This window comes from Nocardioides alkalitolerans DSM 16699, from assembly GCF_000426525.1.
Classification (GTDB): domain Bacteria; phylum Actinomycetota; class Actinomycetes; order Propionibacteriales; family Nocardioidaceae; genus Nocardioides; species Nocardioides alkalitolerans.
Genome location: NZ_AUFN01000010.1, coordinates 1,101,444 through 1,116,024, shown reverse-complemented (window position 1 = coordinate 1,116,024; position 14,581 = coordinate 1,101,444). Strand labels below are relative to the sequence as shown.

General features: G+C 73.2%; 11 protein-coding genes. 8 read left to right on the top strand and 3 right to left on the bottom strand.

Annotation, left to right across the window (positions count from 1 at the left end):
• The first annotated feature begins 1 nt into the window (after position 1).
• The 8 genes from K329_RS0106030 (at position 2) to K329_RS0105995 (ending at position 9,493) form a co-directional block, all read left to right on the top strand.
• The gene (locus K329_RS0106030; RefSeq protein ID WP_028472339.1) at positions 2–1,153 is read left to right on the top strand and encodes an acetyl-CoA C-acyltransferase; all 1,152 of its coding nucleotides are present in this window, start codon (positions 2–4) and stop codon (positions 1,151–1,153) included.
• A complete protein-coding gene (locus tag K329_RS24970; protein ID WP_169721569.1) occupies positions 1,150–2,586 on the top strand; it encodes an MFS transporter in 1,437 nt (478 codons plus the stop codon). Before K329_RS0106030 ends, K329_RS24970 begins: the two co-directional genes overlap by 4 nt.
• Positions 2,587–2,898: 312 nt before the next feature.
• Positions 2,899–4,212, top strand: a complete 1,314-nt coding sequence (locus K329_RS24965) for a cytochrome P450 (protein WP_052336404.1) — start codon at positions 2,899–2,901, stop codon at positions 4,210–4,212.
• Positions 4,209–5,753 carry a class I adenylate-forming enzyme family protein gene (locus tag K329_RS24960; protein ID WP_052336403.1) on the top strand — a complete coding sequence of 515 codons (1,545 nt, stop codon included), beginning with the start codon at positions 4,209–4,211 and terminating at the stop codon, positions 5,751–5,753. Before K329_RS24965 ends, K329_RS24960 begins: the two co-directional genes overlap by 4 nt.
• 76 nt (positions 5,754–5,829) lie before the next feature.
• Entirely contained in the window at positions 5,830–7,371 is a 1,542-nt protein-coding gene (locus tag K329_RS0106010) for an acyclic terpene utilization AtuA family protein (protein WP_028472338.1), read from the top strand.
• Positions 7,358–7,666, top strand: coding sequence for a DUF4387 family protein (locus K329_RS0106005; RefSeq protein ID WP_028472337.1), 309 nt, complete (start codon positions 7,358–7,360; stop codon positions 7,664–7,666). The genes K329_RS0106010 and K329_RS0106005 overlap by 14 nt, the downstream gene beginning before the upstream one ends.
• Positions 7,667–7,676: 10 nt before the next feature.
• Positions 7,677–8,681, top strand: coding sequence for an LLM class flavin-dependent oxidoreductase (locus K329_RS0106000; protein ID WP_028472336.1), 1,005 nt, complete (start codon positions 7,677–7,679; stop codon positions 8,679–8,681).
• On the top strand, positions 8,678–9,493 hold the full coding sequence (locus K329_RS0105995; RefSeq protein WP_028472335.1) for an SDR family NAD(P)-dependent oxidoreductase: 816 nt from the start codon (positions 8,678–8,680) through the stop codon (positions 9,491–9,493). Before K329_RS0106000 ends, K329_RS0105995 begins: the two co-directional genes overlap by 4 nt.
• 72 nt (positions 9,494–9,565) lie before the next feature.
• Here the strand turns inward: K329_RS0105995 and K329_RS0105990 are convergent, their stop codons facing one another.
• The 3 genes from K329_RS0105990 to typA form a co-directional block, all read right to left on the bottom strand.
• Positions 9,566–10,330: an SDR family NAD(P)-dependent oxidoreductase gene (locus tag K329_RS0105990; protein WP_028472334.1), complete on the bottom strand. Its 765-nt coding sequence runs from the start codon at positions 10,328–10,330 to the stop codon at positions 9,566–9,568.
• Between the two features lie 84 nt (positions 10,331–10,414).
• Positions 10,415–12,406 (bottom strand): oxidoreductase, encoded by a 1,992-nt coding sequence (locus K329_RS0105985; protein WP_028472333.1) that lies wholly within the window; start codon positions 12,404–12,406, stop codon positions 10,415–10,417.
• 185 nt (positions 12,407–12,591) lie between these two features.
• On the bottom strand, positions 12,592–14,481 hold the full coding sequence (gene typA / locus K329_RS0105980) for a translational GTPase TypA (RefSeq protein WP_028472332.1): 1,890 nt from the start codon (positions 14,479–14,481) through the stop codon (positions 12,592–12,594).
• Between the last annotated feature and the right edge of the window lie 100 nt (positions 14,482–14,581).

Below are 14,581 nucleotides of genomic sequence, written 5' to 3'. Positions count from 1 at the left end.
CATGTCCACGGACGCCTTCGTCGTCGGTGCCGTCCGCACCCCGGTCGGTCGCCGCAACGGGTCCCTCGCCGGGATCCACCCCGCCGACCTCGGCGCCCACGTGCTGCGTGCCCTCCTCGAGCGCACGGGCGTGCCGGGTGACGAGATCGACGACGTGCTGTGGGGCTGCGTGGGCCAGGTCGGTCCGCAGGCCTCCAACGTCGGCCGCACGACGGTCCTGTCCGCCGGTCTGCCCGAGTCGGTGCCCGCCACGACGATCGACCGGCAGTGCGGCTCGTCGCAGCAGGCCCTGCACTTCGCGGCGCAGGCGGTGCTCTCCGGCACCCAGGACCTCGTCGTCGCCGGCGGCGTCGAGGTGATGAGCCAGGTGCCGATCGGCTCGCCGACGCTGATCGGCGTCGAGGCCGGCATGGCGCACCCGCGGGGCGGGGCCGGCTGGGCGGAGCGGTACGGCGAGCAGGAGATCAGCCAGTTCCGTGGCGCCGAGCTCATCGCCGAGCACTGGGGCCTGGAGCGGGAGGCGATGGAGCGGTTCGCGCTCGAGAGCCACCGCCGGGCGATCGCCTCCGCGGCCGCGGGCGAGTTCGACGCCGAGATCGTGCCCGTCGACGGGCTCGCCACCGACGAGGGACCCCGACCCGGCACGACCGCCGAGAAGCTCGCCTCCCTGCAGCCGCTGCGCGAGGGCGGCCGCCTCACCGCGGCGCTCGCCAGCCAGATCTCCGACGGCGCGGCGGCGGTGCTGGTCGCCTCCGCCGAGGCCGTCGCCCGCCACGGGCTCACCCCGCTGGCCCGCGTGCACACCATGACCGTCGTCGGCTCGGACCCCGTGATGATGCTGACCGGGCCGATCCCCGCCACCGAGGCCCTGCTGAAGCGCTCGGGCGTGGCGCTCGGCGACATCGGCTCCTACGAGGTCAACGAGGCCTTCGCGAGCGTGCCGATGGCCTGGAACGCCGCGCTCGGCGCCGACCCGGCCCGCACCAACCCCCAGGGCGGCGCGATCGCCCTCGGCCACCCCCTCGGCGGCACCGGCGCCCGCCTGCTCACCACGCTGGTGCACCGGATGCGCCGCGAGGGCCACCGCTACGGGCTCCAGACCATGTGCGAGGGCGGTGGCATGGCCAACGCCACACTGCTCGAGCTGGTGTGACGCCGCCGGCGTCGGCCCCCGCCGACGGGGTCGTCGCCCCGGCCCGGGCCAGCGGTCGGCGCCCGGGCGACGCCGGCCTCATCGTCTGCCTCTCCTTCGCCGCCCTGACCGGCGCCATCGTCGCGGGGCTCGGCAGTCCGATCGTCTTCGAGGTCTCCCAGACCCGCGGGGTGGCCATCGCCGACGCGCAGTGGTCCCTCATCGTGACGCTGCTGGTCGGTGTGGTGGGCACGCCGATCCTCTCCCGGCTCGCGGACGGCCGTCTGCGGCGACGGCTGCTCGTCGGTGCGCTGCTCTTCGTGGCCGCCGGCAGCGCCCTCGCCCTCGTCCCGTCCTTCCCGGCGCTCCTCGCCGCCCGCGCGTTCCAGGGCGTCGGCTACGCGATGGTGCCGCTGACGGTCAGCATCGCCCGCGAGCAGCTGTCGGGCGTCGTGCTCGCCCGCACGCTCGGCGTGCTGTCGACGAGCGTCGCCGTGGGGGTCGGCCTCGGCAACCCGGCGATCGGGCTCTGCGTCCGGTACGGCGGCTACCCCGCCGCGTTCGTGCTCGCCCTCGTGGTGTCGGCGTCGGCGGCCGTGTGGGTGTGGCGCCGCGTCCCGCTCTCGGGGGACTCGATCGGGGACGTCGAGGTCGACGTACCGGGTGCGCTCCTGCTCGGCGGCGGGCTCGCCGCGACCCTGCTCGTCGTCGCGCGCGGCGACATCTGGGGCTGGACCACCCCGCTCGTCCTCGGTCTCGGCGCCGGCGGGGTCGCGCTGCTCGTCGCGTGGGTCGTGGTCGAGCTGCGCGTGCGGGCGCCCCTCGTCGACCTGCGGCTCACCTGCGCGAAGGGCGTGCTGGGCGTGAACATCGCCGCCTTCCTGCTCGGCATCGGTGTCTTCGGCGGCGTCACGGTGGTCATCCTCGTCATCCAGCGCCCGCCCGAGACCGGCCTCGGCCTCGGTCACTCCGTCTTCGTCACGGGCCTGCTGATGCTGCCGATGGCCCTCGCCAGCTTCTTCTCCCCGCCGGTGGCGCGCTGGCTCACCGGCCCGCTCGGGTCGCGGGCCGTGCTGGCGATCGGGGCGCTGCTGGTGGCCTCGTCGTTCGGCCTCTTCGCGCTCGTGCACGAGAACGAGCTGCACATCGTCGCGATGATGTTCCTGATGGGCGTGGGCATCGGCATGGCCTACTCCGTCATGCCCTCGCTCATCGTCGCCCGCACCCCGGAGGCCCGCACCGCGAGCGCCACCGGCATCAACCAGGTCCTGCGCCTCATGGGCGGCGCGGTGGGTGCGGCGGTCGTCGCCGCGGTCATGTCGACCTACACCGCCCCGGGCCTCGTGCACCCCCGCGAGATCGGCTACGAGGTCGCCGCGCTCTTCTCCTGCGCGGGCGCCGTCCTGGCGGCGCTGGCGGCCTGGGTGCTCCTGCCGGGGCGCAAGGCCGGCTGACGTACGGCGGCACTGTCGGTGCGGCGCGCGTCGTACGGGAGCGTGGTGCGGCGAGGCGGCACGCCGCGGATGCCGAGTGTGGCGGACGGATGCACCCGGACGGTCGCCGGACGTGCCGGCGTCCGCCACACTCCGCGCCCGCCGGTCCGACCGCCCCGGGCCCGAGGCGCGGCGACCAGTCACGGACCGGGCATCGAGTCCCGGTCGATGTGTTGACAGTCACATATAGCCGTCCTATGTTCTTCGTGTAACCATGATCAACATAAGCAGATTCAGCTCTCAGGCAGCCCCACCCCGAGGAGTCGGCACCCGATGACCCCCACGACCTCCGCGCCGACGCGCGACGAGGAGATCGGCGCGTTCTTCGCGGCCGACCCCGCGACCATCGCGTGGCCCTACCCGATGTACGAGCGCTGGCGCGCCGGGTCCGGCGTCCTGCGGTGGGAGGGTGGTCCGGCGACCGTCGTCACGCACTACGACGACGTCAAGGACGTGATGGCCGGGCGCTACCCGATCATCCAGAACGCCTACCGGTTCGGTGAGCTCGCCGAGGGCGCGATCGGCCGACTGCCGCTCGACCAGCACGACGTGTTCTTCAAGGTGCTCGACTTCGAGAGCCTCTTCATGAGCCGCAACGAGGGCTCCGAGCACGCCCGGCTGCGCCGCATCGCCGCGCGGGCCTTCACGGCCAAGGCGATCGGCACGCTGCGCGACTCGATCCAGCGCCACACCGACGACCTCGTCGACGACATGCTCGCCAAGGTGGCGGCCGGCGGCGTCGCCGACGTGAAGCAGGACCTCGCCAACAAGCTGCCGGTCCGGGTGATCGTCGACATGCTGGGGGTCCCGCAGAGCGACCGCGAGCTGATCTGGGAGTGGTCGGAGGCGGTCGGTCGGCTGTTCTCCCTCGACGAGCGGTCGCTGCGCGAGGCCGACGAGGCGATCGACGCGTTCCGTGCGTACGTCGGGAAGACCGTGCAGCGCTTCCGCGAGACCGGTGAGGCGCCCGACCTGGCGAGGGCCATGCTCGCCAAGCGCGACGAGGAGGGTCTCACCGAGGACGAGCTCGTCGCCATGTACCTGCTCATCCTCTTCGGCGGCAGCGAGACGACGACCAACCTGCTCGGCAACGGCTTCCTCGCGCTGCAGCGCCACCGCGACCAGTGGGACCTGCTCGTCGCCGACCCGAGCCTCGTGCGCGGGGCGGTCGACGAGCTGATCCGCTACGACTCGCCCCACCACTACCTGCCGCGGGTCGCCACCGAGGACTTCGAGATCGGGGGAGTGCCGGTGCGCGCGGGCCAGACGGTCGTCGTCGTCATGGGCGCCGCCAACCGCGACGCGTCGGTGTTCGACGAGCCCGACCGCCTCGACGTCGAGCGCGACAACAAGCACGAGCACCTCTCCTTCGCCTTCGGTCCGCACTTCTGCCTGGGGGCCGCACTGGCCCGGATCGAGGGCGACATCGTGTTCTCGACGCTGGTCCGCCGGTTCCCCGAGGCCCGTCTGCTCGACGACGACCCGACGTACGGCGGCAGCGCCATGCTGCGCGCGATCCAGTCGCTGCCGACCGACCTGGGCCCGGACCGCGGACCCCTCGCGCCCGACGAGGACGACGAGGCGTGAGCACCCACCCCTGCTACCGGCTGCGCGACCAGGGCCGGCACGTGCCCGTGGGGCTGCGCGACCGTCCCGCGTTCGTCCACCGCGGCCGCGCGCTCACCTTCGCCCAGCTCGACGACCGCGCCGACCGCGTGGCCGCCGGCCTGCTGGCCGCGGGTCTCGTGCCCGGCGACCGGGTCGCGCTGCTGCTGGCGAACGCTCCGGAGACGTTCGAGCTGCTGGTGGGCTGCGCCCGGGCGGGGCTGGTCGCCGTGCCGATGAACTGGCGGCTCGCCCCCGCCGAGCTCGCCGTCGTCGTGGCCGACGCGGTCCCGCGGGCGAGCGTGGTCGACGTGACGACGCGGCACTCGCGCGACGTGCTCGCGACGGCGTCGCCGCTGGCGGCGCTCGAGCTGGGGGAGACCTACGAGGCCTGGATGGCGGCCGCACCGGCCGCCGCCACCGTGCCGACGCTCGACGACGACCCCGACCGGGTGGTCCTGCAGGTCTACACGTCCGGCACCTCGGGGCGCCCCAAGGGCGTGCTGCTGACCGACGGCAACCTCGAGGCCAAGGTGCCCCGGGTCGCGCCCTGGTGGGGCCTCGGTCCGGCCGGCACGAGCCTGCTCGCCACGCCGCTCTTCCACGTCGGGGCGCTCAGCTGGGGGCTGGTCGGCCTGTACGCCGGCACCACCACCGTGCTGGCCGGCGACGCCGACCCCCGCACCCTGCTCGGCCACCTCGTCGACGACGGGGTCACCCACACCTTCCTCGTGCCCGCGATGATCGCGCGGCTCTGCGCCGCCGCCCCCGAGGGCGCGCGCTTCCCCGACCTCGAAGCGATCGTGTACGGCGCCTCGCCCATCAGCCCGCAGGTCCAGGCCGACGCCCTCGCGCTGTTCGGCCCCGTCCTCCACCAGGTCTACGGGATGTCCGAGACCACCGGTGCCTTCACCGAGATGCCCGCGAGCGCGGACCTCGCGCCCGGCTCCCCGCGCTGGCGCTCCGCCGGACGGCCCTACCCGTGGGTCGAGCTCGAGGTGCGGGACCCCGAGAGCGGCGGCCGCTGCGCGCCGTACGCGTTCGGGGAGGTGTGGACCCGCTCGGCCCAGAACTCGCCGGGGTACGCCGGGCTGCCCGCGGAGACCGCGGCGCTGCTCCCGGGCGACGGCTGGCTGCGCACGGGCGACGGCGGCCACCTCGACGACGACGGCTACCTGTTCCTCACCGACCGCATCAAGGACCTGGTGATCTCGGGCGGGGAGAACATCTCGCCGGCCGAGGTCGAGCAGGTGCTGCGCTCCCACCCCGACGTGGTCGACGCCTGCGTCGTGGGCGTGCCCGACGAGCGCTGGGGCGAGGCGGTGGCCGCCGCGGTCGTCGCCCGCGCCGGACGGGCGCCCGACGCGGGCGACCTCGTCGCGTACGTCGGGGAGCGCGTCGCCGGCTACAAGCGCCCCCGCTACCTGCGCGTCGTCGACGAGCTGCCCCGCAACGCCGCCGGGAAGGTGCTGCGCGGTCCCCTCCGCGACCTGCTCGCCGCCCCGGCCACCCCGATCCGCTGACCCGGCCGATCGACCCCGTCCCGAGGAAGAGGACCCCCTTGCAGACATCCCCTCGCCGTACCCGGCCGGGTACGGCATGAGCGCCACCACCGGCCCCGCGAGCGCCGCCACGAGCCCGGACGCCGTGCGCATCCTCGGCTTCGTCAACCACATCGCCCCGTCGCCCGACATCGAGGAGGCGATCGAGCGGGCGTTCTCCTGGGGCGTCGACGTGGTCGTCGCCCAGGGCACCGGCAGCGACTGGGGCCCCTACTGGCTGGGCTCGGGCGAGCAGGTCTCCGCCAACCAGGCCGCCAACGTGGAGCCCTACGTGCGGGCCGCGCTGCGCCACGGCGTGCCGTTCGTGTTCTCCTTCGGCATCGCCGGCGCGGACCCCCACCTCGAGACGTGCCTGCAGGGCTTCGACGCGATGTGCGCGCGCAACGGCTGGGAGCCCCGCGTCGGGGTGGTCCGGTCGGAGGTCGACCGCGACCTCCTCACCGCGGCGATCACCGACGGTCCGCCCGTGGTGCCCTGCAGCGCCGACGCCGGGCTGTCGCCCGAGCTGACCGTCGCGGACGTCGAGGAGGCCGACCGGATCGTCGCCCTCATCGGTCCCGAGCCGATCATGGCGGCGCTCGGCCACGACGACGCTCAGGGTCGGCTCGACGGCGTCCTCACCGGACGGGCCCTCGACATCGGTCTCTTCATGGCGCTCCCGATGCTCCGCGGGCTCCCGACCGCGGTCGCCGCCCACGCCGGCAAGATGCTCGAGTGCGGCGGGCTGGCCCTCGAGCCGGGCGACTCCGGCCGCTGCATCTGGGCGAGCCTCGACGCCGACGGCTTCACGGTCCGCTCGCCCCACGAGGGCGCGCGTCCCACGATCCGCTCGCTCGTCTCCCACACGTTCTACGAGCGCGCCCACCCCACGCTCGAGGAGAACCCCGGCGGCACGCTCGACCTGGGGGAGGCGACGTACGCCGACGTGGCCGAGCGGGTGGGCGACGGGGCGGACGCGACGGACGTGCCCGGTGTGCGCTGCGAGGGCGCGCGGTGGCACGAGGCGCCGTACACCCTGCTGATGGAGGGCGCGCGGCGCGAGGGCTTCCGCGCCGTCTCGCTGCTGGGCGTGCGGGAGCCGGAGCTGCTGGCCCAGGCCCGCACGTGGACGGACGCCGCCGAGCAGGCCGTGGCCGCCGCCCCCCGGTTCGCCGCCGCGATCGCCGAGGGCCGGCTGCGTCTCACGACGCGCATCTTCGGTCTCGACGCCGTGCTCGGGGCCCTCGAGCCCCACACGAGCGTGACCGGCCACGAGGCGGGCGTGCTCGTCGACGTCGTGGCCGACACCGCCGAGCTGGCCAAGGAGGTGGCCTACTACGCGTTCATCCGCCTCTTCATCGGGCCCTACCCCGGCCGCAAGACCACCGCCGGCAACGCGGCGGCGCCGATCATGCCGGTCGTGGTGCCGGTCTCCGACGTCTACACCTTCTCGATCTACCACCTGCTGCCGCTCGCCGACCCGTGCGGGCCGTTCCCGTACGTCGTGACCCACTTCCCGCGGCCCGCCGAGACCGACGGTGCGGCGGGCGCCGTACCGACCGACGCGACCCACCAGGAGCCCGCCCGTGCGTCTGTATGACTGCGCCGAGATCATCCGCAGCAAGAACGCGGGCCCGTTCGCGGTGACCATCGACCTGTTCTTCGGTGACGAGGAGCGCTACCGGCTCGCCCGCGACTCGGTGCTGCTGACGCCCGCGGGGGTGGCGTCGGCCTACGGCGTGGCCGAGGACCGGGTGAAGGGCGTCTACTGGGACGACCGGATCCGGGCCGCGAAGGTCTCCGTCGTGCGCTGGTCGTCCAGCACCGACCCGTTCTGCGCCGACCTCTTCGGCGCCCACCTCCACACGCCGCTCGCCGCGGCCGAGCTGGTCTGAGGAGACACCCATGAAGTTCGGCATCCTGCTCACGTCCGTGTACGACGCGTCCGTGCCCGCCGCGCGCCAGAAGGCCGAGCACGAGGAGCTGGTGCGCACGTCCGAGGAGCTCGGCTTCGACCTGATGGTCGCGGGGCAGCACTTCCTCGGCTCCGAGCTGCGCTACTTCCAGCCCGTGCCCTGGCTGACCCACATGGGCGGCGTCGCGCCGACCATGCGCACGGCCACCGGGATCGTCCTGCTGTCGATGGTGAACCCCGTCGAGGTGGCCGAGCAGATGGCGACCCTCGACGTGCTCACCGACGGGCGCGCGATCTTCGGGGTCGGGCTCGGCTACAGCCCGCACGAGTTCGCGGCGTTCGGCGTCGAGAAGGGCACGAAGGTCGCCCGCTTCGAGGAGTCGCTGCGGCTCGTCAAGGCGCTGTGGAGCGGCGAGCAGGTGGATATCGAGGGCGAGTACTTCTCGGTCTCGGGCGCGCAGCCGTCGGTCCGTCCGGTGCAGCCGGGGGGCATCCCGATCTGGATCGGCGGCCAGGCCGCGGGCGCCGTACGCCGGGCCGCCCGGATGGGGGACGCCTGGTACTCCCCGCCGTTCCCCACCCACGACGAGCTCGTCGACCTGCGCCGGCTGTTCCTCGACACCCGCGCGGAGGCCGGCCTCGCGCTCGACGGCGACTTCCCCGTCCGGCGCGAGCTGCTCATCGCGCCCACCCGCGAGGCCGGGATGGAGGCGGCGCTCGAGCGCTACCGCGCGCGGTACGAGACGTACAAGAAGTGGGGCCTGTCGGGGGAGAACACCCCGGTCGGCGACGGCTCCGAGCTGCGGGCCGACATCGAGAACCGGTTCGTCCTCGGCACGCCCGCGGAGTGCGTCGACCAGCTCGGTGCGCTCGGCGAGAAGATCGGGATGAGCCACTTCGTCTACAAGCCGCACTGGCCGGGTCTCGCCCACCGCGACGCGATGGCGCAGCTCGAGGAGTTCGGCACGAAGGTCCTCCCGGAGCTGGCGGCATGAGGGTCGAGGCGGGCCAGGTCGCGGTCGTCACCGGCGGCGCCAGCGGCATCGGCCGGGGCATGGTCGACGCGTTCGCGTCCCGCGGCCTGACCGTCGTGCTGGCGGACGTCGAGCAGGGCCAGCTCGAGGAGGCGGTCCGCGAGGTCACCGCCACCGGCGCCCGGGCGGTCGGCGTGCAGGTCGACGTGCGCGACGCCGAGGCCATGGAGGCCCTCGCGGAACGCGTGCTCGGCGAGCTCGGCCGCGTCGACGTGCTCTGCAACAACGCGGGCGTCGTCACCACCCGGCTGCCGGTCTGGCAGCAGACCGCGGAGGACTGGCGCTGGATCGTCGAGGTCAACCTCATCGGTACGGCGAACGGCCTGCGCGCGTTCGTGCCCGCGATGGTCGAGGCGCGGCGCGGGCACGTGGTCAACACGTCGTCGATCGCGGGTCTCGCGCCCATCCCGGGCGGCGGCAACGGTGCGTACTCCGCGACCAAGCACGCCGTGGTCGGCCTCTCGGAGACGTTGCGCCTCGAGCTCGACGCCGTCGCGCCGGAGGTGGGGGTCACCGTGCTCTGCCCCGGGCCCGTGCCCAGCCGGATCCACGACGCCGCCCGCAACCGTCCGGCGGACCTGCCGCCCGCGCGGACCGACGGCGACCTCCCGAAGCCGGCGTTCGAGCTGGGCCTCGAGCGGGTCTCCGCCGAGCGGGTCGGCGAGCTGGTCGTGGCGGCGATCGAGGAGCGTCGGACCTACCTGCTGCCGGCGCCCGACACCCACCCGCTGGCCCGCGCCCGGATCGACGGGGTGCTCGCCGACCTGCGGTGAGCGGGCGTCGTACGACGCAGGGGCGGCCCCCGGAGACCGGGTGCCGCCCCTGCGCGTCGGGTCAGCCGTCGCTCACTTGGCGGTGATGCCGCCGTCCACCGGGATGGTCACGCCGGTGACGTAGCTCGACATGTCGCTGGCGAGGAAGAGCGCGACCTGGGCGATCTCCTCGGGCTGCGAGGCGCGGCCCATCGGGATGGTCGCGAAGAACGCGGCCTTGCGGCGCTCGATCTCCTCGAGGTCGTTGCTGCGGAAGAAGCCGGGCAGGCCCGGGGTCTCGACCGAGCCGGGCGCGATCGCGTTGACGCGCACCTTGTCGGGGGCGAAGGCCAGCGCCATCGAGCGGACGAGGGCGATCACGCCGCCCTTCGTGAACGAGTACATCGGGCTCAGCGGCGAGCCGACCAGGCCCGACGTCGAGCTGGTGAAGATGACCGAGGCGCCGTCGGCGGCCTTGAGGGCGTCGGTGAGGTAGCCGGAGAGGAAGAAGCTGGCGCGGCCGTTGATCTCCAGGCCGAAGTCCCACTCCTCCTCGGTGAGGTCGAGGCCGGCGGCCCCCGGGATGCCGACGTTGTTGTAGAGCACGTCGAGCTTCTTGTGCTCGCGGGTCACGTCGGCGGCGAGGTCCTTGAGCGCCGAGAGGTCGCGCACGTCGACGACGGCGGAGGAGGCGCTGCCGCCCTCGGCCTCGATGCCGGCGACGGTCTCCTTCGCGGCCTCGTCGTTGACGTCCACGACGACGACGTGGGCGCCCTCGCGGGCGAACGCCTCGGCGCCGGCGCGGCCCATGCCGGACGCACCGGCGGTGATGAGGGCGACCTTGTCCTTGAGCAGCATGGTGGTTCTCTCCTGTTCGGGCCTGTTGAGCGGCTGGTGTCGTGCGGGTCGGTGCGTGCGGGTCGGTGCGTGCGTCGGGGGCGATCAGGGTGCGGTGACGAGCTGCTGGGCGAGCGCCCAGGCCTGCCGGGTCGCGAAGACGAGCCGGCGGGGGGCGTAGGCGTCACCGAGCAGGTGGAGGTCGGGCAGCTCGCCGCGCAGCGCGTCGTACAGGGCCGGCTCGGCCACGCTCCCGCACGCGAGGACGACGGAGTCGAACCCCTCGAGCGTGCGGACCTTCTGGGAGTAGACGTTGCGCGTCTCGACGCTGGTGGCGTCGATGCGCACGACCTCCTCCATGAGGACCATGCGCACGTCCTGCTCGTCGAGCCGGCCGAGAATGCCGCCGATGATGTAGCGCCCGAGCAGCGGGGCGGGCTGGTTCGTCGCGTAGACGACGGTGACGTCGTGGCCGCGGCCGGCGAGGTGGTCGGCCACCGAGAGCGGGGCGACGTGGTCGTCCTGCGCGACCACCAGCACCCGCTTCCCGACCGTGGCGCGGCCGGCGAGCACGTCGCGGACGTCGAGCACGTGGTCGGCGTCGACGCCGGGCACGTCGGGCCGGCGCGGCCCCGCACCGGTGGCGATCGCGACGGTGTCGGCGCCCGCGGCGCGCACGTCGTCGGCGGTGACGCGCTCTCCGAGGCGCACGGTCACGCCGAGCGTCTCGAGGCGGCGCACCTGCCAGTCGAGGTACGCGCCGTAGCTCTCGTGACGGGGGGCCTGCACGACGTACCGGAGCTGCCCGCCGAGCGCTGGGTCGGCCTCGCGCAGCTCCACCGACATGCCGCCCTCGGCGGCGAGGGCGGCGAGCTCCATGCCCGCGGGGCCGCCCCCGACGACCAGCAGGCGACGGCCGGGACGCGGGTTGGCCCAGGGGGCCTCGTCCTCGTGGCTCGTGGCGGGGTTGACGGCGCAGCCGAAGGGGAGGCCCTCGACGTAGCGGCGGCTGATGCACTCGTTGCCGCCGACGCACGGGCGGATCTCGTGGGCCCGGCCCTCCCGGGCCTTGCGCAGCAGGTCGCCGTCGGCGATGTGGGCGCGGGCCATGCCGACGACGTCCGCGTGGCCGCTGGCCAGCACGAGCTCGGCGACGTCGGGGTGGTTGATGCGCCCGGTGTGCACGACGGGCAGGGAGATGCCCTGCTTGAGCCGACCCGCCAGCGACGCGTACTGCGCGGGGTCGAAGTAGGTCGGCTGGATGTAGCTGGGGTTGCCCCACGGGCTGCCGACGACGCCGTGGACGTAGTCGATCATCCCGGTCGACTCGAGGTACTGCGCCAGCTCGACGCCGCCGTCCACGTCGTACCCGCCGGGCAGCTCCTCGCGGATGTTGAGCCGGACGCCCACGGTCATCGAGGTGCCGACCACGTCGCGGATCGCGCGGAGGCACTCGGTCGCGAAGCGCGCCCGGTTCTCGAGCGACCCGCCGTACGCGTCCTCGCGGTGGTTGGTGAGCGGCGAGAGGAACCACTCGTGCAGGTCGTCGTGGTTGAGGTGCAGCTCGACCCCGTCGGCGCGGCCCTCCATCGACAGCCGCGCGGACGCGGCGTACTCGGCCACGAAGGCGTCGATGTCGGCCTGGTCCATCACGTGCGGCATCAGGTTGATGGTGGGCGCGCTCATCACGTTGGAGGGGCCGTGCGGCATGCCGCCCTGGTGCACCATCTGCACCGTGACGCTGCTGTCGAGGGCGTGGAGCGCGTCGCAGTAGGCCTGCACGCGCTCGACGAAGAAGGGGAGCCGGAAGAAGCCGGTGGTCGCGGCGCCGACGCCGGTCGGCTCGAAGCCGGGGATGAGCGTGTTGCGCACGTGGGTGGAGAGGCTGCCGACCCAGGCGGGGCCGTCGTCGCGGCAGCGCTCCACGAAGTAGGCGATGTTGCGACGCGCCTCGTCGTCGGTGCCGTAGATGTTGCCGATGGCCGAGGCGTGCGGCGGCATCATGACCCGGTTGCGCAGCTGCATCGTGCCCACCGTGATCGGCGAGAACAGGTGCTGGTAGCTCTTCTGCTCGAGCGTGAGCGCCGTGCTGGTCATCGTGCTCCGTCCCTCGTCCCGAGACCCCGACCGGATTCCATCCGCATCATTATTATGGTCGGGATCACACTAGGGCGGGTGGCGCTCGCGGGCAAGCGAGGCGTCCGGGTACGACGACGGCCCCCGCCCCGGCGTACCGGGGACGAGGGCCGTGCGCAGCCCGTGCGGGCGGGGGCGTGCGGGTGCTACTTCGACTTGCGGGCGCGCGACGCGATCTTGGCGCGCTCGTTCTGGTCGAGGATGACCTTGCGGATGCGGACCATCTCGGGCGTGACCTCGACGCACTCGTCGTCGCGGCAGAACTCGAGGCTCTGCTCGAGCGACAGCTTCTTCGCCGGGATGAGCTTCTCGAAGTTGTCGGAGGTGGCGGACCGGATGTTGGTCTGCTGCTTCTCCTTCGTGATGTTCACGTCCATGTCGTCGGCGCGGGAGTTCTCGCCGACGATCATGCCCTCGTAGACCTCGGTGGTCGGCTCGAGGAACATGACGCCGCGCTCCTGGAGCGAGGTCATCGCGTACGCCGTGGCCGCGCCCTTGCGGTCGGCGACCAGCGAGCCGTTGTTGCGCGAGCGGATCTCGCCGGCCCACGGCTCGTAGCCCTCGGAGATGTGGTGGGCGATGCCCGTGCCGCGGGTGTCGGTGAGGAACTCGGTGCGGAAGCCGATGAGCCCGCGCGCCGGCACGAGGAACTCCATGCGGACCCAGCCGGTGCCGTGGTTCGTCATGGACTCCATGCGGCCCTTGCGGGAGGCGAGCAGCTCGGTGATCGTGCCGAGGTACTCCTCCGGGGCGTCGATCGTGAGGCGCTCGACGGGCTCGTGGACCTTGCCGTCGATCTCCTTCGTCACCACCTGCGGCTTGCCGACGGTGAGCTCGAAGCCCTCGCGACGCATCTGCTCGACCAGGATGGCCAGCGCCAGCTCGCCGCGGCCCTGCACCTCCCAGGCGTCGGGACGCTCGGTCGGGAGCACGCGGAGGCTCACGTTGCCGATGAGCTCGGAGTCGAGGCGGTCCTTGACGAGGCGGGCCGTGACCTTGGCGCCCTTGACCCGACCGACGAGCGGCGAGGTGTTGGTGCCGATGGTCATCGAGATGGCGGGCTCGTCGACGTGGATGAGCGGCAGCGCGACCGGGTTCTCCGGGTCGGCCAGCGTCTCGCCGATGGTGATGTCGGGGATGCCCGCGATGGCGACGATGTCGCCCGGACCGGCGGACTCGCCCGGCTTGCGCTCGAGGCCCTCGGTGACGAGCAGCTCGGTGATGCGCACGTTCTTGACCTCGCCGTCGCGCTTCATCCACGCGACGGTCTGGCCCTTCTTCAGGTTGCCCTCGTGGATGCGCACGAGCGCGAGGCGGCCGAGGAACGGCGACGAGTCGAGGTTGGTGACGTGCGCCTGCAGCGGCGCGCCCTCGGTGTAGGTCGGGGCGGGGATCGTCTCGAGGATCGTCTTGAAGAGCGGCTCGAGGTCGGGGGAGTCGGGCAGCTCGCCGTTGGCGGGCTGCTCGAGACCGGCGACACCGGCGCGGCCCGACGCGTAGACGACCGGGAAGTCGAGGGCGTCCTGGCTGTGGCTCTCGTCGAGGAGGTCCATGAAGAGCTCGTAGGTCTCGTCGACGACCTCGGCGATGCGGGCGTCGCCACGGTCGGTCTTGTTGACCACGAGGATCACCGGCATGTCGGCGTTGAGCGCCTTGCGCAGCACGAAGCGGGTCTGGGGCAGCGGACCCTCGGAGGCGTCGACGAGGAGCACGATGCCGTCGACCATCGAGAGGCCGCGCTCGACCTCGCCGCCGAAGTCGGCGTGGCCGGGGGTGTCGATGATGTTGATGACCATCGGCTGGCCGCCGCCGGCGGGACCGGCGTAGTGCACCGCGGTGTTCTTCGCGAGGATCGTGATGCCCTTCTCGCGCTCGAGGTCACCGGAGTCCATGACGCGCTCGGCGACGCTCTCGGCCTGGTGGGCGGTGAAGGCGCCGGCCTGCCGGAGCATCGCGTCGACGAGGGTGGTCTTGCCGTGGTCGACGTGGGCGACGATGGCGACGTTGCGCAGGTCGGAGCGAAGAGTGCTGGGCATGGTGCGACGACGTCACTTCCGTTGAGGGGCTTGAGGCCTCTGCGAGGCCCCGGCGAGTCTAGTGGGCGGGTGGTCCGGATGCCGATTCGTGCACGAGAGA